Consider the following 21,719-nt stretch of genomic DNA (forward strand, 5'->3'; position numbering starts at 1 on the left):
CATGGACTTTGATATACAATCAATTTTAAAGCAGATTTCTGTGACATTGTTACCTTTTTTCCTCGCTGTTACCATACATGAGGTGGCCCATGGATATGCTGCTTATTATTTGGGTGATGATACAGCTAAGAGAGCTGGAAGACTTACAATAAACCCTTTTGCCCACATCGATCTGTTGGGGTTATTTTTTCTACTTATAACACAGCTGTTTGGATGGGCAAAGCCTATTCCTGTGGATATGTCAAGACTAAGATGGCGAAAATATGGACCTGCAGTGGTGAGCTTTGCTGGACCCTTTTCTAACTTTGTTTTGGCTATATGTTCCGCTGTTCTATTGAATTTAATCAAGATAGATGAAACTAGTACTTTGCACAGATTTTTTTTGGAGCCTGTAGGGTATATGTTGTTTTATTCTGTTCAGATAAATATTGTGCTCGGTATTTTTAATCTCTTACCGATTCTACCTTTGGATGGTGGAAGGATACTACAATCATTTCTGCCTCTGAATTTAGCCTATAAATTTTCCCATACAGAGAGGTATGGGTTTATAATAATACTTATTTTAGTAGTCACTGGTGTTGTTAGATTAGTCATTTCACCTGTAATAGAGTTTTTATTAAGATTGTTGTTATGAGGTGTATATGTATAAAGTGTTAAGTGGCATGAGGCCTACGGGAAGATTACATATTGGTCATTATTTTGGGGCTTTAAAAAACTGGGTTAAATTACAGGATAGTTATGAATGCTACTATTTTGTAGCAGATTGGCATGCTCTTACTACAAATTTTGAAAACCCCGAAAATATAAAGGAACTTCGCAGGGAGATGATTCTGGATTGGTTGTCTGTTGGGATAGATCCTAAAAAGTCTACCTTGTTTGTTCAATCAAAAAATATATACCATGCAGAGTTATTCCTACTCCTTGGTATGATTACACCAGTGAGCTGGCTTGAAAGATGTCCAACTTATAAGGAGATGAAAGCAGAAATAACCGATAGGGATCTCTCATGTTTAGGTTTTCTTGGCTATCCTGTGCTTCAGACGGCAGATATTGTTATGTATAGTGCTAAATATGTTCCTGTAGGTGTAGACCAATTGCCACATATTGAAATAAGTAGGGAGATAGTTAGAAGATTTCATCATCTCTATGACTGTGATGTTTTTGTGGAGCCTGAAGGTTTGTTGACTGATGTTCCCAAACTTTTAGGTCTAGATGGTAGAAAGATGAGCAAGTCCTATGGAAATGCCATAATGCTTACAGACGATCTTAAGGTGGTAGAATCTAATATATTGAAAATGATTACAGATACTAATAGAAAAAGAAAATCAGATCCCGGAAATCCTGAGGTCTGCCCTGTTTTTGATTATCACAAGGTTTTTTCTACTGAAGATGAAAAAAGTGAGATTGTGATTGGTTGTACTACTGCTAAAATAGGCTGTATAGATTGTAAAAAGATTCTGATAAAACATATTGTGGAATTTTTAGAACCTATTCAGAAAAAAAGGTATGATCTTGATAGAAGTATACAAGATATAGATGAATTCTTAAGCGATGGACAGAAGAAGGCCTGTGAGGTTGCCTCTAACATAATGGAAAGGGTAAGACAAGTTTTAAAGCTATGACGGATCTACTTGATGTAAAACTATCAAATTTTGAAGGTCCGCTGGATTTGTTATTACATCTTATCTATAAAAATGAATTGGATTTGTATGATATCCCTATTGCTCTTATTGCAGATCAGTTTGTGGATGCTATAAAGGGTATTGATGAAATAGATATTGAGGTTGCTGCAGAATTTATCCAGATGGCATCGTATTTGATTTACCTTAAGTCAAAGATGCTTTTGCCTCAGCAGATTGCGATTGAAGATGGTATAGATCCTGAAGAGGAAAAGTTTTTGTTCACCCAACGATTGGTGGAGTACTCCTTTTATAGGGATATGGCTTTACTTTTAAGGGAAAAAGAGTTTTTTAGCCAAAGGTATTTAATACGAAAAAGTGAGATACATTTACCTGTTGAAAATCTTGGTGGTGATATATACAAATTGGCGAACTCCTTTTTTTCTTTGATGGTTAAAGAGGAAGAAGTTGTCGTTCCTATTACAAAAGAGCATGTGGATATAGATATTGTAGTTAAACAATTACTTAATCATTTTAGGAATGAAAAAGAGATGTTGTGGGGGCAATTGAAAGCTATGTGTAGTAGTCGCAAGGAAATGGTGGTGTATTTTCTTGCAATTCTTGAGCTTGCTAAGCAGAAATTAGTAGATATTTTTCAAGCAGAAAATTTTGATGATTTTATGGTGCATTACAATGGATAAAGAAAAAAAGTTTTTCTACTCTTCACTCTTTTTGTCAGGTAAGGTGATAGGGGTTGCTTTTTTTCAGAAAATATTCGATCCGATAAATCTTGAAAATAGGTTATTAAACTATATGGATGAGTTTAATAATCTTGATTTAGGGCTAAAGATAAGAAGAGTTGGGGAAGGGTTTCAGATGGTAAGTGATTCTGATATGTATGAGGAATTAGTTCAGTTTTTTGGAGATAAAACCGAAAATTTGTCAAAAGCGATGTTGGAAACCCTGGCTGTTATAGCTTATAAACAGCCAATAACAAGAGCTGAGATTGATGAGATTAGAGGAGTAAATTCTTCCTTTAACATAAAGGCGTTACTTGATAGGAATCTTATCAGAGTTGCAGGGAGAAAGGATGTCCCGGGTAAGCCTTTGCTTTATGTTACAACGAATACATTTCTCGAGTATTTTGGCATAGTTGATCTATCAGACCTACCCAGCTTCAGAGAATGGCAGGAACTTAAAAATAGTTAATAGGGTGATTTATGAGGCTTAATAGGTATATAGCGTTTAATTCTAATTATTCTAGAAGGGAAGCAGATGAGCTGATTTTTTCTGGTCACGTTACGGTGAATGGAAAACCTGTGCTTATTCCTGCTTATGAAGTAAAAGAAGAGGATAAAGTAGCTGTTTTGGGGAAACTAATAGAAAGTTCTGATTTTCTTTATGTTAAATTCTATAAGCCAAGAGGTATATTGACTGCTTATGGCGATCCCCATGGTAGAAAAAATCTCAATGATTTTGAATTTTTTAAAAAAACAAAGCTTGCTTATTCAGGAAGGCTTGACAAAGATAGTGAAGGTCTTATCTTTTTCTCTAATGATGGCAATATCATTAATAGACTTCAGACGCCTAAATATAATGTGGAAAAAGAGTACATAGTATACACAAGTAGGCCATTATCAGATGATGAGAAGAATGCTTTAGAAGATGGATTGGTGGTAGATGGTTTTAGATTTAGAGAATGTAAGGTGGATAAAATTGGGAGAAACAAATATAACGTAATCATAACAGAAGGGAAGAAAAGGCAGATTAGGATCATGTTTAAGCATTTTAAAATCGAAGTGGAAAGACTTATTAGGATCAGGATAGGTAATATTAAAATAGGTGATCTAAAACCAGGCGAATTTAAGTTTTTAACTAAAAGAGAACTGGAGGAACTAAAAAAATGTTTAAACTTAGAGTAATTGATTATTTCGCTTCAGCACACAATTTGAGAGGTTATGAGGGTAATTGTGAAAGGTTGCATGGTCATAATTGGAAGATTGAAGCAGAACTGATGGGAGAGCATCTGGATAGTATTGGAATGTTGGTGGATTTTAAGGTTTTTAGAAAGAGTTTGAAAAAAATTCTCGATGATCTGGATCATATATACTTAAATGAACATTCCTACTTTAGAGAGATTAACCCAACGAGCGAAAATATAGCAAGGTATATCTTTTATAGGCTTAAAGAAGATTTTGGGAACCTTGTCCATAAAGTTGTCGTGTGGGAGAGCCACAACGCTGCGGCGGAGTACTTTGAGTAAAGGTTTTATAAAAGAGATGTTTATGTCAGTTCAGGGTGAAGGTAAGTATGTAGGCGCTTTACAGCTTTTTATAAGGTTTTCTGGTTGTGATGTTGGCTGTAAAGGGTGTGATACTGACTATAGCTTTTGTGATACTTTCGATTTTGAGGGTGAAAAGTTTGTAAACCCTGTTGAAGCAAAAGAATTGGTAATATTTTTGAGTGATCGCATCGATCCAGTTGGTATTCATTCTGTTGCTATCACTGGTGGTGAACCGTTGCTTCAGATAGATTTTCTAACGGAATTATGTAGATTGTTAAAAAGAGAAGGATACAAGGTTTTTTTAGAGACATCTGGGTTTTATGTGGATATTTTAAATGGATTATCCCAATTTTTAGATATTGTCAGTTTAGATTTCAAATTGAAATCTACTTTTGGCGTAGAATTCTTTTTGGATGACCTAAAGAAGATGAATGAAGATGTTAGAAAAAAGGTGTATGTCAAGTTGATCGTATCAGAAAACATAAGTAAGGAAGATGTGGACAAGGTTATAAATGGATTGGATGTTTTGGGTAAGAAAGAAATATACTTGCATAATCTTAATAATTATAATAAAATTAATATGTCTATATTGACAGAGTTTTATAAAAGAGGTATATTTGCTTATTTTATACCTCAGGTTCATAAATTTTTGGAGATAAGGTGATGATGTTTTTTGGCAAAAAAGAAACAACGATCAATGAAATAAAAGATCTTTATTTAAAGGGCCAAATAAGCAAAGCCATTGCCTTGTGTGAATCCCATTTGAAAAAAAATGTTGATGATTTCGATGCCTTCAATCTCTTAACTGAGATGTATTATAAAACAGGGGATAAAAATAAATATATAAGTTTGGTTCTTGATACACTTCGTAGACTTGAGGAATATAAGTATTATGAAAGGGCAGCTGCTGTCTTACGTAAGTCTATTAAGTACTATCCAGAGTATAGTGATTTTTATAAATACTTAGCCAGAGTCTTTGGGGCAAAGGGGTTGGTTGCTGATCAGATAGGTGCCCTTAAGGAACTTGCAAATGTGTATGAAAAGTCTGGAGAAGTTGAAAAAGCAATAGATATTCTATTAGATATTTTTGAATTAGATAGAAATAATTTAGCATTTGTTCGTTTATTAAGGGACAAGTTGAAATTATATAAGAGGGATAGGGAGATATGTAAGGTGTTATCCAATTGTCTTGAGATAGCAAAAAAGAACAACGATAGAGAATTGGTTTTTGGTTTGGTGGAGGATGGGTTAAAAAATAACTGTATTTTTGGTAAAGCCATTAAATTCACATTTGAATATTTTGAAAAAAATAATGATAAGAGAGAAATATTTATAAAAAATGCCACAAATGCTCTTCTACAAGATTTTGATGCGGAGCTTTTTAATCAGGTGACAAAATATCTTGATTACAAGAACGATAAAGATTTTTATATCGCTCTTTTTAATAAGTATACTGATCCTGTGCTCTTTGATTATCTTATACAGTTTTTTGTTGTGGAAGATATGGAAAAAGTGTTTATAATGCTGGAAAGGATAAAGGAATTACCCCCGAAAGATTTTGATAAGAGATATGCTGCTATTTTTGAAAGATATTTAGATGAGCTACCTTTGGGTGATATGTATGATAACTTGTTAGTTGTTGCAAAGATGGCTTCGAATGAAAGTCTTAAAATCAAAGTTTTGAACAAAGTGGATAAACAGGAGGAACCTAAGAGGTCTCTTGTTTTAGATCTGGATCAATTAGATGAAGCACCAAAGGCTACAGAACAGAGCCTTTTTGATATGATAGAAAGAACGGAACTCACTGCTGATCATGAAAAAACCAACTTTGATATAGATCTCGATCTGTCTGAGTTTCAAGATCAACGTGATGCTAAAACCGGTTTAGAAATTACCTCTACAGAAGTGGATGATAAAAAACAGGATGTTGAACTGTTTGAGTTGGATCTATCCGAACATACCTTGGATAGTAATACATTGGAAAGTACTGCTGATAAGCAGGTAGATATAAACGAAAGTACTTTGAATGATATATCTTTGGATTTTTTTGAAGATGTAAAGATAGAGGTAGCCAAAGATGAGATTATAAAAGTTGACTTTTCAAAGGAGATAGAGGAGATAGAGGATCTTATATCAGCTGGTAAGATTGAATATGCAAAAGTAAAGTTAGAAGATCTGATGTTGTTAGATCCTGATAATGAGCAACTCAAAGATCTTGCTGTAAAATTGTACTCTTTTACTTCTGATTCTCAACTGGATACGAACTATCAAGGAGAAGACCAGATTGTTGATATGGATCCGGAAACAAAAAAGATTGTAAAAAATATAAAAGACAGCATAGCAAGGTTGATTAGTCATGACGATTATGAAATGCATTATGATCTTGCACAGGCTTATTTCGAAATGGAACTTTATGATGAAGCTATAGAAGAATTCAAAAAATCAGCCACTGGTAAGATGAGATGTCAAAGTTTTGTGATGATTGCAGAATCCCTAAAGAGGTTAAAAAGATACAACGATGCAATAGATATCTTGAAACTGATTCTTTTAGATTATGGCAAGGATAATGAGATACTTAAAAACACTATATATGAGTTGGCTTCTGTATATGAACTTAAGGGGGATCTCTCTTCATCTTATGCAAATTTTCAAAAGATCTATAGCCTGGATGCTTCTTTTAGGGATGTTAAAGAAAGGCTTGATCGGATATCAGCAGCATTATCAGCAAAAACGGATTTAGGAGAAACTACTTCACCTGAATCTCAGGATACAACTGAGAAGAAAAAGAAAAAAATATCTTTTGTTTAAGGTGGTCAAATGCAGAATATAAAAGAGTTTTTTGAGTTGGAGCATATGCCTTTTACTAACACCCCGGATTCGAAATTCTTTTTTAGGTCCCCCCAGCATGAGGAAGCTCTATTGAGGCTAAATTATGCTGTTCATGGGAAGAAAGGTCTTGCTGTAATAAAGGGAAATATTGGCATGGGTAAGACACTCTTATCCAGACTTTTTTTAGCATCTCTTGATGAGAACGAGTATGAAGCTGCTTTGATTGTTATTGTCCATTCTGAGATAAATTCTGAATGGTTTCTTAAAAGATTAAGTCAACAGTTGGGAATTGACAATTTGTCAAATGTTAAGACAGAAATGGTTGCTGCTATATATAAAAGGCTTTCATATTTAAACGATCAGGGTAAAAAGGTTGTGATTATCATAGATGAAGCCCAAATGATAAAAGATAAGCAGGTGATGGAGGAGATTAGGGGGGTTCTTAATTTTGAAGATGAACATGGCAAGATGATAACCTTTGTTCTTTTTGGATTGCCTACGATTGATGAGGTTTTATCTGTAGATGAATCACTTAAACAGAGGATAGCTGTAAAATTTTCTTTGACACCTTTTGATTTCGATACCATGAAGAGATATATCATTCATAGGTTAAAAGTAGCTGGGTCAAAATATAATTATTTTATAGATGATGCGATGAGCATGATTTTTGACTTTTCAAAGGGGATCCCAAGATTGATAAACACTATTTGCGATAATGCTATGTTTGAAGCCTATCTTTTGAAGAAAAAACAGATCGATAAGGTGATAATAGCACAGGTGATAGAAAATCTCGGGTTGAAATGATCGATTTTTTTAAAAAAAGTAGAAAACTTTTTATATATATTTTTCTCTTTTTATTACTGTTGGTCTCAAATATATCGGTAAGCAATCATATCGTAAGTAGTAATTTCCCATGGTACTCTAATATAGCAATATTTTTAATAATAAATGTGAATCTGGTTTTATTGCTGATACTTGCGGTGGTTATCTTCAGAAATATTGGTAAACTGTTTCTTGAAAGAAAGAGTAGCATTTATGGTGCAAAACTCAAAACAAAGCTTGTTGTTTTTTCTGCTCTATTAACGATTTTACCTGTTGTAGTTGTATTTTTGTTGTCTAATAGCATAATAAATAAAAGTATCGATAAATGGTTTGATGCACAGATAGAGCTATCGCTTAAAAGCTCTGTAGAGCTTTATCAAGAGTACCAGGAACAGATAAAATCTGAGGTTATTCAACAGGCAAAGGTTTTATCTCAGCTTATTGCTTCAAAGGGATTTATCTATAATGAAAACTTTCCTCTGTTAAAGGATTTTGCAAAGGAGCTCATAAATAGTAAAAGAGCAGATGGTTTGATAATATATAAGGCGTTAAGAATAGTTATAATAAATGAAGATGTTAGTGATTTCTTATACAAACATATCGGTGAACAAGAACTATCTCGAGTTTTAGATGGTGAAGATGTTAATAAGATGATCGTATCAGAATCGGAACAGGTGTATATATCAGGGTCTCCTCTGATGGTGAATAATAATGTGGTGGGGGCTTTGTTTATCTATAAAAGGATCCCTAATAATCAGTTGGCTAAAGCTTCGAGGATACTTACATCTTATGAAAATTACAAACAACTAAAAGTCTTTTCCCAGCCTATTAAACACTCTTATAAAATTCTTCTCTTTTTGATGACTCTATTGGTATCTTTTGCTGGTATTTGGGGTAGTATTGTATATGCTAAAAATATTACTACCCCCCTTGAGAAGCTTTTAAAGGCCTACAATGAGGTGGAAAAAGGTAATCTAAACATATATCTTGAGAAAAGTGGGGATGATGAGGTATCGATGCTTATTGAATCGTTCAATCACATGGTTCTAAAGCTAAAGGAACACACTGAAGAGCTCAATGCTAAAAATAAGGCTCTTTCGGAGATGTTTGTGCAGATTTCAAAGGATAACCAATATATAGATACAATTTTTAAAAATGTAGGTGCAGCAATTTTCCTTTTTGACAATAGATTAAAAGCTTTAAAAATAAACCATGCTGCAAAAGTGTTTATAGATGATAAGCTTAAACTGAATGAAAAGATTGCTACACATATTAGAGATTTTGTAAAATCTAATGTAAATGAAAAAACTATACAGGTGGAGATTAATATCAGGAATGATATAAGAACATATAGTTTAGGTATGACAAAATTATATACCGAAGATGGTAGACTTGATAATATCATTGTTGTCATTGATGATATTACTGATGTGGTGTATGTGCAGAGGGTAAATATTTGGAGAGATATTGCAACAAGGATGGCTCATGAAATAAAAAATCCACTTACTCCAATAAAGCTCAACGCAGAAAGGATCTATCATAAAGTCAAAGATTTAAGTGATGAAAAGTTAAAAGGTATCATATCGGAAGGGATGCAAACTATAATCAACGAAGTGAGTGAATTGCAAAAACTTGTGGCAGAGTTTAACGATTTTGCGAGGTTGCCTGCGTTAAAAAAAGAGAGGTTCCAATTTATTGAACTTATTAATTCTGTTTTAAGTATGTACAAAGAAGGGTTTCCTGATGTAGTATTTTCGGTAATGTGTGATGAACATTATTTTATTTATGCAGATAGAATGCAAATAAAAAGGGTTTTGGTAAACTTGATTTCAAATGCTTTACATGCTATTAAGAATAAGGGGCTTATCAGTATCTCAGTGATTGAGTTCGAAAACTATTACGAAATAGTTGTGGCGGATAATGGCCACGGTATTCCAGAGGATGAACTGGGTAGAATATTTTTGCCATATTTTAGTAAAAGACCAGATGGAACTGGGCTTGGTCTTGCAATTGTAAAAAAGATTGTTGATGAACATGGTGGTAAGATATATGCTAAAAGTGAAGTGGGGGAGTGGACCAAGATAATAATTGAGTTACCTAAAGGTGAGATGTATGAGGATCTTAATAATTGATGATGAAAAGAATATATGTACTTCTATTAAGAATATTGTAGAAGATGAAGGGTATGAGGCAACATTTGCTTTGACTTATAGTGATGGTATGGAGAAATTAAAGTTGTATGATTTTGATGTGCTGTTTTTAGATATTTGGCTACCTGATAAAGATGGAATGGAAGGGTTAAAGGAGATCAAAAAGGCTTATCCCGATCTTGAAGTGGTAATGATAAGTGGTCATGGGAATATAGAAAGTGCAGTGGATTCTGTGAAGTTGGGAGCATACGATTTTCTTGAGAAACCACTCTCCTTTGAACGTATCATTTTAATTTTAAAGCATCTCAATGAAAAGATGTCTCTTAAAAATGATATCAAAGAGTTAAAGAGCAATGAAATTGCTAAGTATCAGCTTATTGGTGAGAGCAAATACATAAAAGAGCTCCAGAATACCATCGAAAAAGTAGCTTCCACTAATGCTTGGGTGCTCATAACAGGAGAGAATGGAACAGGTAAAGAGCATGTTGCACGACTTATACATCTTATGAGTAAAAGATCTCAGCATAAATTTGTGCCGGTAAACTGTGCCGCTATACCCTCAGAACTTATAGAAAGTGAGCTTTTTGGCTATGAAAAAGGGGCATTTACAGGTGCCGTAAGTCAAAAAATAGGGAAGTTTGAGCTTGCGGATAAAGGTACTATATTTTTAGATGAAATTGGGGATATGGACCTGACTGTTCAGGCCAAACTCTTAAGGGTGTTGGAAAGTGGGGAGTTTTCGAGGGTTGGGGGTAATGAGATTATAAAATCCGATTTCAGGCTGATTTCTGCTACAAATAGGGATCTGCAGACGGAAATAGAAAACAACAATTTCAGAGAGGACCTTTACTATAGAATAGGCGTTGTTCCCATTTATGTCGAACCATTGAGAAAGAGGAGGGAAGATATCCCTATACTTGTGAAACATTTTGTTAGGAATGCCTGTTCCACCAATGGTATACCACTTAAATCTGTTTCTGATTCTTTAATGGAGATATTTATAAACTATGATTGGCCGGGTAATGTAAGGCAGTTAAAAAACATAATAGAGCGTATAGTGGTGTTATCTGATTCTGATTTGTTGGATTCTTCGGATGCTCCAGAAATCCTACTGAAAAAGGGAACTGCTTATGATAATTTTATCTCGGATACAGAAGGTTCGTTGAAGTCAGCTAAAGAGAATTTTGAAAAATATTATATCCTCAATATCCTAAAAAAATGTGAATGGAATATATCTAAAGCTGCAAGAGTGCTTGAGATCGAAAGAACTTACCTACATAAAAAGATTAAGTTTTATAACCTTGAGTCGCTAAGGGGGTATGATGAAAATGGGAAATGAATCAATAATGATGGATGAGTTTAAAAATAGAGTAGAGAATTTGAAAGTTAATTATAGGGGTAGTAGTTTTAACCCTTTTAAATTTCATAGAAATGTGAATGGAAAACAGATCCCCGTTTATTTCATAGGAGCCCCAGGTTTGTATGTGGCGATTGTAGCTACTATTGTTTCCATTGTTATGATGATCATGTTTAGGTTTAATGCTGGTTTGGGGTATTGGGCTTTTATGCTGATTTTTTCTGCATTTCTCCTAAGGATTTCTTTAAAAATAGATAAAGCTAGACAGATCAGGTTTTTTTGTAATGATATTTTGTTGAAAAGCTATAGTTTGATAAAAAAGTATGAAGAGACGTTGGATCTGAATTGTTTAAGGGAAGCTAACAAGTTACTGGATGAATTCTCAAAATATATATATGATGATGTTGTTGAAAATCAAAAATTAGTTTTGCTAAAAATACTTAATTAATAATAATGACTTAAAAGTAGGGGGGATCCCCCTAACTTTATTTGTGACATGTTGTACAAGACTTACCGTTTTTAACTTGTTTCTTTTCATGACATGGGAAGCAAAAGTTTTCATGAATAGCATTTTTGACACCTTTTACTTCACCTGGAACTAACTTTTGACCATTGGCAGCTTTTAAGTCTTTACCGCCTTTGGCATCCATGTGGCAGTCGGTGCACTGGTTCTTTGCCTGATGAGCTTTGTGGGGGAATACTACTGCCTTTTTGGTTGGCTTGTCCACTTTGAAAGATTTGCTCAAGTCGATTGTTTCAGGGTTTGCAAAGGCAACTACTGATATTGCCATAATAGAAAATAGAATAGCTAATTTTTTCATTATAAACCTCCTATGTTTATTAGTAGTTTTGTATAACAATGTAATATATTTGTCAATAGATAGTTAATAATTGACAAAGAAAAATCTGTGTAATATAAATGTCGAAGGAGTTTAATATGGTTAAAATCTACGCATTTGTTAATTCCAATTTCAAGGTGTTCAACCTTAGTGAAGATAATTTAGATGATATTCCTTCCAAAGAAGAGCTCATCTGGGTAGATATGTTTTCACCTTCAACGGAAGAGTTTAAATTTTTAGAGAAGTTTTATGAGATAGAATTCCCGACTAAGCAGGAGACCGAGGAGATTGAGATTAGTTCTCGATATTGGGAATCCGAAAAGGATATAACAATAAACAGTTATTTTCTTGTAGTAGACGGGGATGCTGGTCATAATGAAACGGTGACATTTATTTTACAGGATAATTTCTTGGTTACGATAAGATATCGAGAGCTAAGAACTTTTGGTGAGTGTCTTAAAAAGATGATTGCAAACCCTTCTACATTTAAAGATGGTTCTTATATCTTGTCTGCTATTTTTGAGGCTAGAATAGATTTAGATGCTGATATTCTTGAAAATCTATCTAAAAATGTTTCCAACCTGAGGAAAAAGCTTTTCGCCAATGATATCTCTGATGAGGATATCTTGGAATCTATTTACCATTATGAGAACTTAAACACCAATATTAGGGATAGTCTAATCGATAAACAAAGGATTATATCATCACTTTTAAAATCCCATAAATTAACGGATCTTATTAAAAATAACTTCAGAATCATGATTAAAGATGTGAACTCTCTTATAGACTATACAAGATATAACTTTGACAGATTGGACTATATCCAAAATATCTTTCTGGGCTTGCTGAATATTGAACAAAACAAGGTCATAAAGATATTTACTGTGGTAAACGTAATATTTTTACCACCAACATTGGTGGCAAGTATCTATGGTATGAATTTCGAGTTTTTCCCTGAGATTCATTGGAGGTATGGCTATCTATTTGCATGGGTGGTCATGATAGCCTCGGCAGTTTTGCCTGTCTATATTTTTAAGAAAAAGGGGTGGCTATAATTTGATTAAATGGGTGTTGTTAAAACAAGGGGTATTATTTACAGAATAGTCAAGTACTCGGAAAAATCTGCTATTTGTCATGTTTTTACCGAAGATAAAGGTAAGATCAAAATATTCATACCAAATGCCTATGGGAGACATAGAACATTACAAAAATTATATCCATCTGAAATCGGTTATGTTTACAAAGAGACCACAGATCTCCACAGATTTCTGGAGATAGAATATCTTCATAAGTATAGTTTTTTCCATGAATGTGTTCCCCTCTACTTTCGATTAAACCTTTTTTTTGAAATCGTAGATCATCTTTTGCCTTATGATTATGTCTTGGAAGAGCTTTGGAGATACCTCATGGGTCTTAACACTAAAAATTACAAAAAAGGTATATTTTTTATGATAATGTTTATTATGGATAAGGCTGGTCTTATTAGGCATGGGGAATGTTGCCTCTGTGGGTTGAGTGTATATGAAGGCTGTATTTGTAAAAAGTGTGTCGGCCCATCAGATCGTTCTTTAACTACTATTTTGTCACTATATTATAAAAAAGATCTTTTAAAACAAGCTGTATTTGATGATATACTTTTCTTTAAGTTTTTAAAGGACTATCTTAAAAGGAATAACATTTTGTTAAGATCAGTGGATGCGATAACCGAACTAGATAGTTTTATTTGATAAGCTATTTTACTATCTTTAGATTCGGTCTATTTTGGTTTTTGTTTGGTTTTGTGGTAGAGGAGTTGGGTTTACCTATTTTAAATTTAAACACGAAGTTTGGATTATTTAAATCATCGACAATGTAATTTATCGCATATATTGGGATACTAAGGTCTTCCCATATTCCATTGAAGCTCATTTGGCAGCATATGTAATGTTTGTCTGTGGTCAAATTTTTATACGAGGTCCTTGTGAAGACAAGTAGTAGCCCCATCTCTTTCTCGTTTTCTGTTAATCCCCTTTTACCTACTATAAGATCATTGACGGGATGTATATTCATATAAAATTTATCGCCTCTCTGGATTAGCATGTTAAAGATCTCTTTTTTGATGGTATTCATGGAATCATTTAACATATCTGTCATCAAAAACTCCTATCAGTAACTTTGTTCTATTCCTTTTATGATATCATAAAAAATTGTGTTATATGGTACCTGTAAGTTATATTTTTTTGCAATTTCTTTTACTTTGCCAGCAAAGATATCTACTTCTGTGGGTCTTTTGGCTTCTACATCCTGTAGCATAGATGTTTTACCATTTGGGTCTAAGCTGTATAAGACGCTGTACCACCTTTCTTTGAGATCATTTTCATAGTCTAAAGGGATACATTCTAATCTTGAGATGTCAATTACCTCTTTCATCAAGTTTTCCATCAATCCCCTTACACTTTCATCCCTTTGAAAAACGCCGTAAGTTGCCCTTAATACTGCAGAAACCTGATTCATACCGACGTTTACCATAAACTTCCACCAGATCTCTTTTTCCATATCAATCGGTGTTTCGTATAATATACCTGCCTTTTGAAAAGCTGAATGGATCCTTGATAACTTTTTGCTGTATGTATTGTTTTTAAGCTCACCAATTATAAGTTTACCAAAATTTTTGCAAGTAATTTTATTTCCAACTCTTACAGCATCCATACCTACTGTAATGGTATAAAGTACTTTTTCCTCTCCATAATAGGAGGCGATAATCTTTTCACTATCAAGGCCGTTTAATAATGAAATTATTGTAGTGTTTTCATGGATAATATTTTTAAGTTTGGGTACAATTTCATCTAATACATTGTGTTTTACGGCAACAATCACTAAATCCACAGATGTTTGGGGATTGATGAGGTCTAATGTGTTAAACTTGTACTTTTTATCATTAAATATGAATTGAGTTTGAACAAGTTTTGCTAATCTTTCACCATCTGCTGCAAGAAATGTCTCAAAACCTCTTTCTAAAAACTGGTGGGCATACAGTACTCCCATTGCACCTGCACCAACTATTGCAACCTTTTTAACTTCATTCATATTTTCCTCAGACTATAGTATGTTTCGCCAGTATATTGTGATTCTTGTAAATTTTCAATATTAGAAAGTATGCTAAATAACTCATTCTTTTCAAGGCCGAAAAGAAGCCTTAAATCTTCTATGGTACATGGCCTCATCAGAAGAAGAGATCTGATTGTTGTTTTAATATCTGTATCGTTTTTATATGGTAGCTCTTTAACGAAATTACCTGTTGCTTCGACCTTGATCCCTTTTCTTCTGAAGAATATTGCTATATTTATTAGTTCATTGTAATCTAAACCTAACGTTTGAGGGTAAGCGGGAGGGCGAAATACTGTATTTAGTTGGACCTTATCGTATTTTAATTGAAGAATATAATGTGCCAGTTTTGTTAGTTCCTCCTCAGAGTCGTTTATACCCTTTACAAATAGTATTTCTATAAATAATTCCCCTCTGTAGATATAGGAAAAGTTTCTAAGCTCTTCTAATATCTTAGGCCAGTTTAATTTCTTATGGGGGCGGTTTATGATATTAAAGGTATCGACTGTTATTGCATCTATGCTTGGGACAAGAATATCTACATCCATTAGGGCATCCCTTACTTTTTCATCATCAATATTTGTGGAGTTCGTTAAAAGTGCTAAAGGATGGTGAACGATCTTTTTTACCTCGAAGATGATCTTTTTCAGATCTTTGTTCAATGTGGGTTCACCGGCACCAGTTATTGTTACTACATCAAGATGTTCGTGAAATTTTTCATATTGGTATTTTAATTCTTCTAACATGATATCGATATTGATGTAGCTATCTTTTTTTATTGTTAGTTTTGTTGTCTTACCTACTTCACAATATATACAGTCTAAATTACAGATTTTATGTGGGACTACATCAATCCCTAAAGAACTTCCCAATCTTCTGGAAGGAACAGGACCAAAAATGTATCTCATATTTTCTCCTTTTTGTACAAATATTCAGGATAGTTACTTGATTTTTTTTGTCAATGATTTTCTGAAAATATAAGGTTTTTTAAAATAATCTGGTTAGTAGCTTTTTATTTGACACATTTAGTTTGTATGGTATAATTTAATTATGACTAAGAGAAAAGGGCTTTCAATACCGATATTTAATAGTGTATCAGGTTCAGTAGAGGAATTTTATTCGGAACGATTTGGGGTTGTAGCCGATGATTTTGTATCCATAAGGCCTAAATTTGAGAAACAAGAAAATGTTGAGATCTGTGTTGGTGAATTACTATTCTATGATGCTAAAAATAGAGGGATAAGGTTTTATTCCTTTGTGGATGGCATGGTAAGAAGGATCGTGAGAGGGGATAAAAGGAAGTTTGTAGCATTTAAATTTGAGGGGGAACCTAAGGTATATGAATTTCATAGAGATGTTTCCACCATAAAACTGATTGAGAGCAATAGGGCTGAGATAGTTGATGCTATTATAGAAAGTGGTTTGTGGGTTTCATTTAGGCAAAGGCCCTATGATAGGGTGGCTGATCCTGATGTTGTTCCTGATAGAATTTTTGTTATGCTTGTGGATACAAGACCTCAGGCTCCTGAGGTGAAGGATGTTTTTACTGGATCTGAAAATTATTTTAAAAAGGGTGTTGAACTGCTTACAGCACTTACCAAAGGGTATGTTCATGTGATAAAACAGAGTGGTATTCATTTTGAAATGGAGCATGAAAAAGTTAGAATGGTGGAGGTAACTGGAGCTCACCCCATTGGTCTTGTAGGAACGCATATAAACAGATCATTTCCTTTGAACAGAAATAGAAAAGTATGGTATTTGGATTATCAGGATCTTATTGCTATTGGGAAGTTGTTTGTTGAAAATATCGTCGACAATAGAAGAATTGTATCCATCTACGATGGAAGGCTTATGAGGCTTTTTAATTATTCTAGTTGTGAAGGGTTAGTGGAGTTTTCTGGTAGAAACAGATATATTGCTGGTTCTGTCCTATATGGTAGGCGTTTGGAACAAGAAGTCCCCTATATTCATAGATATATCAATATATTATCGAGAATTGAAGAGGTTAGTGAGAGAAGATTTATGGGATGGCTTAGGGGAGGCTTTGATAAATTTTCTGTAAAAAATGTTTTTCTTTCAAAATTTTTTCCTGGTAAAATAAAGTTTAACACATCTTTAAATGGTAGTTACAGACCTATGGTGCCGGTAGGATCCTATGAAAGAGTTAGTCTCTTCGATGTGCCAATTACATATTTTTTAAGGGCACTTTTAACGAAAGATGTGGAGATCTTAGAGCGATTGGGTGTGCTTGATTTTGGCGAAGAGGATATGTCCCCTTTTACTTTTGTATGTGTAGGAAAATATGATTATGCCCTGTATCTGAGGGAGATGCTTGATGAACTGGAGGCTCAACATTGAAAAGATTATTTGAAAGGTTATCGCCTTACTTTCAGAAAGGTGGAAAGTATGAAAAGTTCTTTCCTATTTTCGAGATGGTGGAGACATTCCTTTATGATCCTTTGATCAAAACTGAAGGGAAGACCCATATACGGGATGGGCTTGATCTTAAGAGAACAATGATTATAGTGTTTTTGTCCATAATCCCTGCGGCATTATTTGGTATTTACAATGTTGGTTATCAGGCAAACCTATTCATAAATAGCAATGGCATCGATCCTGTTGGTTTTAGAGATATATGTATGGATTTTTTCAGGTTAAAATATGATCCAAATAGTGTTATTTCAAATTTTTTCCATGGTCTACTGTATTTTCTACCATTGTACTTTGTTACTCTTGTTGTGGGTGGTTTTTGGGAGGTGCTATTTGCCGTTGTTAGAAGACACGAGGTGGCAGAAGCGTTTTTAGTAACAAGTCTTCTTTATCCCCTTATCCTTCCCCCCACTGTTCCTCTTTGGCAAGCTGCTGCTGCTTTGAGTATTGGTTTGGTGTTTGGGAAAGAGGTATTTGGGGGTACAGGTAGAAACTTTATAAACCCAGCGCTTTTTTCAAGGGCAATTCTCTTTTTCTCCTATCCCCAATCAGTTACGGGTAGCTCAGTATGGGTTCCAGTGGATGGGTATTCAAAGGCTACACCGTTATCTGCTTTTAAGGAGAGAGGGTTTGACTTTGGTTATAGTTTTCTTGATGGTTTATTAGGATTTATTCCTGGTTCTATAGGAGAAACATCTGCTTTGTTGTGCTTGTTTGGAGCTTTTATTCTTGTTGTTACTGGTATAGGATCTTTTAGGCTTATGTTGGGGATGGTGTTGGGGATGGGGTTGACAACTTTCCTCTTTAATTTGATAGGAAGTGATACCAACAATATGTTTAACATGCCCTTTTACTATCATTTTGTTTTTGGTGGCTTTGCCTTCGGTATGGCTTTTATGATTACTGATCCTGTATCCGCAGCATTGACGGATGCAGGAAAATGGGTTTATGGTTTTTTAGTGGGGTTCATGAATGCTCTAGTGAGGGTTATAAACCCTGCTTTCCCTGAGGGAACAATGCTTGCCATATTATTTGGTAATATATTTGCACCCTTTATAGATAGTTTTTTTATAAGGGGATATATAAAAAAGAGAGAAAAACTCTATGAAAGAAACTAAGGCTAAAATTTTTATGGTTTCACTTGGAGTTGCTCTTTTTTTCTCCTTTATAGTGTCTGCTACTGTACAGCTTCTCAAAGACAAACAGGAGGAAAATGTAAGGCTTGATAGATTAAAACATATCTTTTCTCTGGTGGAAAATGGAAGTATAGAGCCTAAGGTATTACTTGTGGACATAAAAACTGGAGACTCAAAAGAGGTCACCTCGGATGTAGATTTTTTTAATAATTTCAGGTTGTTAGCCACAGGTGAAGGGGCCGTGAAGATAAATAAAAAAGATGATTTTATAGGTGTGGGGTCTCATCCACGATATATGCCTGTATATCTTTTTTATGATGGGGATAAATTGATAAATGCAGTTTTTTTTGTTTATGGGAATGGGCTATGGTCTACAATGTATGGTTTTTTAAGCCTTAAAGGAGATCTTAGAACTATTCAGGGTATAACCTTTTTTGATCAGAAGGAGACACCGGGGTTAGGGGGAGAGGTGGATAACCCTATTTGGAAAGCAAAATGGGAAGGGAAGAAGCTTTTTGATGATGATGGTAGGTTTAGGTTTTCTGTTTCAAAAGGTAGTGATCAGTTTTCTGTTGATGGTCTTTCAGGGGCAACACTCACCACAAGAGGTGTGGATAATATTGTAAAATTTTGGTTTGGTGATAATGGGTATAAGAAATTTTTAGAAAGGTTGAAGGGGTAGACAATGGGTGTTAAGAAGGATACCTTTGTTGGACCGATCTTTATTAATAATCCTATTACTATACAGGTACTTGGGATCTGTTCTTCTCTGGCTGTTACTACTCAACTTAAGACAGCTCTTGTGATGGGACTCTCGGTTACAGCTGTTGTGGCTATGAGTAATCTACTCATTAGTATGATGAGAAATCATATCCCCCCATCAGTAAGGATCATTATAGAGATGACAGTTATTGCTTCCTTTGTTATTATTGTGGATCAGTTTTTAAAGGCTTATCTTTTTGAAATAAGTAAACAGTTGTCAGTTTTTGTGGGACTTATCATTACAAACTGTATATTGATGGGTAGAGCTGAGGCGTTTGCTATTAAAAACCCACCTCTGTTGAGCTTTCTGGATGGCTTAGGTAATGGGCTGGGGTATGGTATGATACTGGTTATCGTGGGCGCTATAAGGGAGCTTGCTGGTAGTGGCAGGTTGTTTGGTTTTGAAATTTTTAAGATGCAAGTAAATGGTGGGTGGTATGTGCCTAATGGGATGTTTTTGCTTGCTCCAAGCGGTTTTTTTATCATTGCTACGATAATCTGGTTTGTTAAGGAAAGGGAAAAGAGAATAAGGAGGGGATGAGATGTTGGAGCATTATCTAAGTTTACTCATCAAATCTATATTTATAGAGAACATGGCTCTTTCTTTTTTCCTGGGGATGTGTACGTTTCTTGCAGTGTCTAATAATATGGAGACGGCAAAGGGGCTTGGTGTTGCGGTTGTTGTGGTGCAATCTATTACAGTACCTATAAACAATATCTTGTATCAATTGATTTTCAGAGATGGAGTTCTCGTAAAATGGGGTTTGGGAGATATAAATCTGAATTTTTTGAGTTTAGTTGTGTATATTGGAGTTGTGGCAGCTATTGTTCAGGTGTTGGAGATGGTTTTGGATAGGTTCTTTCCTAAGCTTTACAATGCCTTAGGTATATTTTTGCCACTTATTACTGTGAATTGTGCGATTTTAGGTGGGACATTGTTCATGGCCCAAAGGGGGTATACTTTTACGGAGTCGCTGGTGTTTGGTTTTGGTAGTGGTTCTGGTTGGGCATTGGCTATCGTTGGGCTTGCCGGTATAAGGGATAAAATGAAGTATAGTGATGTGCCTGATGGTTTAAAAGGGCTTGGGATTGTTTTCATTGCTGCAGGTATTATGGCCGTGGCTTTCATGATCTTTTCTGGAATACAATTATGATAGTATTTTTGGGGACTATTTTTTTTACAGCGATTATCCTTTTGTTGGTGGGGTTAATAGTAGAAGCCCGTAGGTTCCTGATCAAAGAGGGTAATGTTAGGGTGATTATAAATAATGAAAAAGTTTTAGAAGTATCGCCTGGGGATAAGTTGTTAAACGTTTTAGCTGCTGAAAAAATATTTGTATCGTCAGCATGTGGTGGTGGTGGATCATGTGGTCAATGTAAAGTCAAGGTTATTGAGGGTGGTGGTTCTATTTTACCTACTGAGAAGGCCCATATCAATAAGAAGTTGGAGAGAGAGGGATTTAGGCTTTCATGCCAGTTACCTGTTAAGAATGACGTAAAAATTTATCTGCCTCCTGAGGTGTTTAGTGCAAAGGAATACCTATGTGAGGTGGTTTCCAATCGAAATGTGGCAACATTTATAAAAGAGCTGGTATTGAAGTTACCCACAGATGAGTTTGATTTTGAGGCTGGTGGATATATCCAGATTAAAATACCTCCATATTTTGTTGACTTTAAAGATTTTGATATAGATGAACAGTTTAGGCCTGATTGGGATAGGTTTTCTTTATGGCATCTCAAATCAAAAAATGATAGGGAGGTTATAAGGGCTTATTCTATGGCCAATTTCCCCCTTGAAAAGGGGTTTGTTAAACTGAATGTGAGGATTGCTACACCACCCCCAAAAAGTGTAGGGATACCTCCTGGTGTGGGGTCATCTTATATTTTTTCTTTAAAACCTGGGGATAAGGTAACGATACTTGGTCCTTTTGGTGAATTCAAGGCATCTGATACAGACGCTGAGATGGTTTTTATAGGTGGAGGTGCTGGAATGGCACCGCTACGCTCGATTATTTTTGATCAACTTATTCGCTTGAAAAGCAAAAGGAAGATAACCTATTGGTATGGGGCTCGAAGCTTAAAGGAGATTTTTTATAGTGAGGATTTTGAGAGGTTACAAAAAGAGTACAATAATTTTAAATGGTATGTAGCTCTATCTGAACCACTTCCAGAGGACAACTGGACTGGACTTGTTGGTTTTATCCATCAAGTGGTTTATGATAATTATTTGAAGTATCATCCTGAACCGGAATCTGTTGAGTATTATTTATGTGGCCCTCCACTAATGCTTAAAGCAGTTTTAAATATGTTAGATAGTTTAGGAGTGGAAAAAGGTAATATCAGGTTTGATGATTTCGGTAGTTAAAACATTTCTATAAATTTTTACTTGTAATTTTTGCTTTTTCAG

24 protein-coding genes are annotated in these 21,719 nt (G+C 34.6%); 20 read left to right on the plus strand and 4 right to left on the minus strand.

Annotated elements, in window-relative coordinates; translation table 11 throughout:
- Window position 1 precedes the first annotated feature (1 nt).
- Genes N3C60_00195 through N3C60_00250 form a run of 12 tightly spaced genes read left to right on the plus strand, consistent with a single transcriptional unit; the run spans window position 2 to window position 11,509 of the window.
- Window positions 2-634, plus strand: a complete 633-nt coding sequence (locus tag N3C60_00195; GenBank protein ID MCX8083331.1) for a site-2 protease family protein — start codon at window positions 2-4, stop codon at window positions 632-634.
- Window positions 635-641: 7 nt separating this feature from the next.
- Complete coding sequence (gene trpS / locus N3C60_00200; GenBank protein ID MCX8083332.1) at window positions 642-1,622, plus strand: tryptophan--tRNA ligase; 981 nt, start codon at window positions 642-644, stop codon at window positions 1,620-1,622.
- Window positions 1,619-2,320 carry a segregation/condensation protein A gene (locus tag N3C60_00205; GenBank protein MCX8083333.1) on the plus strand — a complete coding sequence of 234 codons (702 nt, stop codon included), beginning with the start codon at window positions 1,619-1,621 and terminating at the stop codon, window positions 2,318-2,320. Before trpS ends, N3C60_00205 begins: the two co-directional genes overlap by 4 nt.
- The gene (gene scpB, locus N3C60_00210; protein MCX8083334.1) at window positions 2,313-2,828 is read left to right on the plus strand and encodes an SMC-Scp complex subunit ScpB; all 516 of its coding nucleotides are present in this window, start codon (window positions 2,313-2,315) and stop codon (window positions 2,826-2,828) included. Before N3C60_00205 ends, scpB begins: the two co-directional genes overlap by 8 nt.
- Before the next feature lie 11 nt (window positions 2,829-2,839).
- Window positions 2,840-3,541 carry an rRNA pseudouridine synthase gene (locus N3C60_00215; protein MCX8083335.1) on the plus strand — a complete coding sequence of 234 codons (702 nt, stop codon included), beginning with the start codon at window positions 2,840-2,842 and terminating at the stop codon, window positions 3,539-3,541.
- The gene (gene queD / locus N3C60_00220) at window positions 3,523-3,882 is read left to right on the plus strand and encodes a 6-carboxytetrahydropterin synthase QueD (protein ID MCX8083336.1); all 360 of its coding nucleotides are present in this window, start codon (window positions 3,523-3,525) and stop codon (window positions 3,880-3,882) included. Before N3C60_00215 ends, queD begins: the two co-directional genes overlap by 19 nt.
- A complete protein-coding gene (locus tag N3C60_00225; protein MCX8083337.1) occupies window positions 3,875-4,567 on the plus strand; it encodes a 7-carboxy-7-deazaguanine synthase QueE in 693 nt (230 codons plus the stop codon). The genes queD and N3C60_00225 overlap by 8 nt, the downstream gene beginning before the upstream one ends.
- The gene (locus N3C60_00230) at window positions 4,567-6,711 is read left to right on the plus strand and encodes a hypothetical protein (protein ID MCX8083338.1); all 2,145 of its coding nucleotides are present in this window, start codon (window positions 4,567-4,569) and stop codon (window positions 6,709-6,711) included. The genes N3C60_00225 and N3C60_00230 overlap by 1 nt, the downstream gene beginning before the upstream one ends.
- A 9-nt stretch (window positions 6,712-6,720) precedes the next feature.
- Window positions 6,721-7,536 (plus strand): AAA family ATPase, encoded by an 816-nt coding sequence (locus tag N3C60_00235; GenBank protein ID MCX8083339.1) that lies wholly within the window; start codon window positions 6,721-6,723, stop codon window positions 7,534-7,536.
- A gap of 59 nt (window positions 7,537-7,595) precedes the next feature.
- Window positions 7,596-9,686, plus strand: coding sequence for an ATP-binding protein (locus N3C60_00240; protein ID MCX8083340.1), 2,091 nt, complete (start codon window positions 7,596-7,598; stop codon window positions 9,684-9,686).
- On the plus strand, window positions 9,667-11,043 hold the full coding sequence (locus tag N3C60_00245; protein MCX8083341.1) for a sigma-54 dependent transcriptional regulator: 1,377 nt from the start codon (window positions 9,667-9,669) through the stop codon (window positions 11,041-11,043). The genes N3C60_00240 and N3C60_00245 overlap by 20 nt, the downstream gene beginning before the upstream one ends.
- Complete coding sequence (locus N3C60_00250; protein MCX8083342.1) at window positions 11,027-11,509, plus strand: hypothetical protein; 483 nt, start codon at window positions 11,027-11,029, stop codon at window positions 11,507-11,509. Before N3C60_00245 ends, N3C60_00250 begins: the two co-directional genes overlap by 17 nt.
- Window positions 11,510-11,546: 37 nt before the next feature.
- Here the strand turns inward: N3C60_00250 and N3C60_00255 are convergent, their stop codons facing one another.
- The gene (locus N3C60_00255; protein MCX8083343.1) at window positions 11,547-11,882 is read right to left on the minus strand and encodes a cytochrome c family protein; all 336 of its coding nucleotides are present in this window, start codon (window positions 11,880-11,882) and stop codon (window positions 11,547-11,549) included.
- A 116-nt stretch (window positions 11,883-11,998) separates the two neighbouring features.
- On the opposite strand from N3C60_00255, the gene corA reads away from it, so the two are divergent.
- Entirely contained in the window at window positions 11,999-12,955 is a 957-nt protein-coding gene (gene corA / locus N3C60_00260) for a magnesium/cobalt transporter CorA (protein ID MCX8083344.1), read from the plus strand.
- Window positions 12,956-12,964: 9 nt separating this feature from the next.
- On the plus strand, window positions 12,965-13,627 hold the full coding sequence (locus tag N3C60_00265) for a DNA repair protein RecO (protein MCX8083345.1): 663 nt from the start codon (window positions 12,965-12,967) through the stop codon (window positions 13,625-13,627).
- A gap of 4 nt (window positions 13,628-13,631) precedes the next feature.
- Here the strand turns inward: N3C60_00265 and N3C60_00270 are convergent, their stop codons facing one another.
- From N3C60_00270 to N3C60_00280, 3 genes are read right to left on the minus strand one after another with little or no spacing between them, the layout of a single operon-like run.
- The gene (locus tag N3C60_00270) at window positions 13,632-14,033 is read right to left on the minus strand and encodes a ClpXP protease specificity-enhancing factor SspB (protein ID MCX8083346.1); all 402 of its coding nucleotides are present in this window, start codon (window positions 14,031-14,033) and stop codon (window positions 13,632-13,634) included.
- 12 nt (window positions 14,034-14,045) lie between these two features.
- Window positions 14,046-14,966 (minus strand): ketopantoate reductase family protein, encoded by a 921-nt coding sequence (locus N3C60_00275; protein MCX8083347.1) that lies wholly within the window; start codon window positions 14,964-14,966, stop codon window positions 14,046-14,048.
- Window positions 14,963-15,892, minus strand: a complete 930-nt coding sequence (locus N3C60_00280; protein MCX8083348.1) for a radical SAM protein — start codon at window positions 15,890-15,892, stop codon at window positions 14,963-14,965. Before N3C60_00280 ends, N3C60_00275 begins: the two co-directional genes overlap by 4 nt.
- Window positions 15,893-16,034: 142 nt before the next feature.
- On the opposite strand from N3C60_00280, the gene nqrA reads away from it, so the two are divergent.
- Genes nqrA through nqrF form a run of 6 tightly spaced genes read left to right on the plus strand, consistent with a single transcriptional unit; the run spans window position 16,035 to window position 21,677 of the window.
- On the plus strand, window positions 16,035-17,342 hold the full coding sequence (nqrA, locus tag N3C60_00285) for an NADH:ubiquinone reductase (Na(+)-transporting) subunit A (protein MCX8083349.1): 1,308 nt from the start codon (window positions 16,035-16,037) through the stop codon (window positions 17,340-17,342).
- Complete coding sequence (locus N3C60_00290) at window positions 17,339-18,532, plus strand: NADH:ubiquinone reductase (Na(+)-transporting) subunit B (protein ID MCX8083350.1); 1,194 nt, start codon at window positions 17,339-17,341, stop codon at window positions 18,530-18,532. Before nqrA ends, N3C60_00290 begins: the two co-directional genes overlap by 4 nt.
- Window positions 18,519-19,232: an NADH:ubiquinone reductase (Na(+)-transporting) subunit C gene (gene nqrC / locus N3C60_00295; GenBank protein MCX8083351.1), complete on the plus strand. Its 714-nt coding sequence runs from the start codon at window positions 18,519-18,521 to the stop codon at window positions 19,230-19,232. The genes N3C60_00290 and nqrC overlap by 14 nt, the downstream gene beginning before the upstream one ends.
- A 3-nt stretch (window positions 19,233-19,235) precedes the next feature.
- The gene (locus N3C60_00300; protein MCX8083352.1) at window positions 19,236-19,853 is read left to right on the plus strand and encodes an NADH:ubiquinone reductase (Na(+)-transporting) subunit D; all 618 of its coding nucleotides are present in this window, start codon (window positions 19,236-19,238) and stop codon (window positions 19,851-19,853) included.
- 1 nt (window position 19,854) lies between these two features.
- On the plus strand, window positions 19,855-20,466 hold the full coding sequence (gene nqrE / locus N3C60_00305; GenBank protein MCX8083353.1) for an NADH:ubiquinone reductase (Na(+)-transporting) subunit E: 612 nt from the start codon (window positions 19,855-19,857) through the stop codon (window positions 20,464-20,466).
- A complete protein-coding gene (gene nqrF, locus N3C60_00310; protein ID MCX8083354.1) occupies window positions 20,463-21,677 on the plus strand; it encodes an NADH:ubiquinone reductase (Na(+)-transporting) subunit F in 1,215 nt (404 codons plus the stop codon). Before nqrE ends, nqrF begins: the two co-directional genes overlap by 4 nt.
- Window positions 21,678-21,719: the final 42 nt, after the last annotated feature.

The organism is Calditerrivibrio sp. (assembly GCA_026415135.1).
Classification (GTDB): domain Bacteria; phylum Chrysiogenota; class Deferribacteres; order Deferribacterales; family Calditerrivibrionaceae; genus Calditerrivibrio.

Bases quoted from the DNA above. Each gene is read 5' to 3' on its own strand.
- N3C60_00195 (MCX8083331.1), top strand. From the start codon at position 2: ATGGACTTTGATATACAATCAATTTTAAAGCAGATTTCTGTGACATTG.
- trpS (MCX8083332.1), top strand. From the start codon at position 642: ATGTATAAAGTGTTAAGTGGCATGAGGCCTACGGGAAGATTACATATT.
- N3C60_00205 (MCX8083333.1), top strand. From the start codon at position 1,619: ATGACGGATCTACTTGATGTAAAACTATCAAATTTTGAAGGTCCGCTG.
- scpB (MCX8083334.1), top strand. From the start codon at position 2,313: ATGGATAAAGAAAAAAAGTTTTTCTACTCTTCACTCTTTTTGTCAGGT.
- N3C60_00215 (MCX8083335.1), top strand. From the start codon at position 2,840: ATGAGGCTTAATAGGTATATAGCGTTTAATTCTAATTATTCTAGAAGG.
- queD (MCX8083336.1), top strand. From the start codon at position 3,523: ATGTTTAAACTTAGAGTAATTGATTATTTCGCTTCAGCACACAATTTG.
- N3C60_00230 (MCX8083338.1), top strand. From the start codon at position 4,567: ATGATGTTTTTTGGCAAAAAAGAAACAACGATCAATGAAATAAAAGAT.
- N3C60_00235 (MCX8083339.1), top strand. From the start codon at position 6,721: ATGCAGAATATAAAAGAGTTTTTTGAGTTGGAGCATATGCCTTTTACT.
- N3C60_00245 (MCX8083341.1), top strand. From the start codon at position 9,667: ATGAGGATCTTAATAATTGATGATGAAAAGAATATATGTACTTCTATT.
- N3C60_00250 (MCX8083342.1), top strand. From the start codon at position 11,027: ATGAAAATGGGAAATGAATCAATAATGATGGATGAGTTTAAAAATAGA.
- N3C60_00255 (MCX8083343.1), bottom strand. From the start codon at position 11,882: ATGAAAAAATTAGCTATTCTATTTTCTATTATGGCAATATCAGTAGTT.
- corA (MCX8083344.1), top strand. From the start codon at position 11,999: ATGGTTAAAATCTACGCATTTGTTAATTCCAATTTCAAGGTGTTCAAC.
- N3C60_00265 (MCX8083345.1), top strand. From the start codon at position 12,965: ATGGGTGTTGTTAAAACAAGGGGTATTATTTACAGAATAGTCAAGTAC.
- N3C60_00270 (MCX8083346.1), bottom strand. From the start codon at position 14,033: ATGACAGATATGTTAAATGATTCCATGAATACCATCAAAAAAGAGATC.
- N3C60_00275 (MCX8083347.1), bottom strand. From the start codon at position 14,966: ATGAATGAAGTTAAAAAGGTTGCAATAGTTGGTGCAGGTGCAATGGGA.
- N3C60_00280 (MCX8083348.1), bottom strand. From the start codon at position 15,892: ATGAGATACATTTTTGGTCCTGTTCCTTCCAGAAGATTGGGAAGTTCT.
- nqrA (MCX8083349.1), top strand. From the start codon at position 16,035: ATGACTAAGAGAAAAGGGCTTTCAATACCGATATTTAATAGTGTATCA.
- nqrC (MCX8083351.1), top strand. From the start codon at position 18,519: ATGAAAGAAACTAAGGCTAAAATTTTTATGGTTTCACTTGGAGTTGCT.
- N3C60_00300 (MCX8083352.1), top strand. From the start codon at position 19,236: ATGGGTGTTAAGAAGGATACCTTTGTTGGACCGATCTTTATTAATAAT.
- nqrE (MCX8083353.1), top strand. From the start codon at position 19,855: ATGTTGGAGCATTATCTAAGTTTACTCATCAAATCTATATTTATAGAG.
- nqrF (MCX8083354.1), top strand. From the start codon at position 20,463: ATGATAGTATTTTTGGGGACTATTTTTTTTACAGCGATTATCCTTTTG.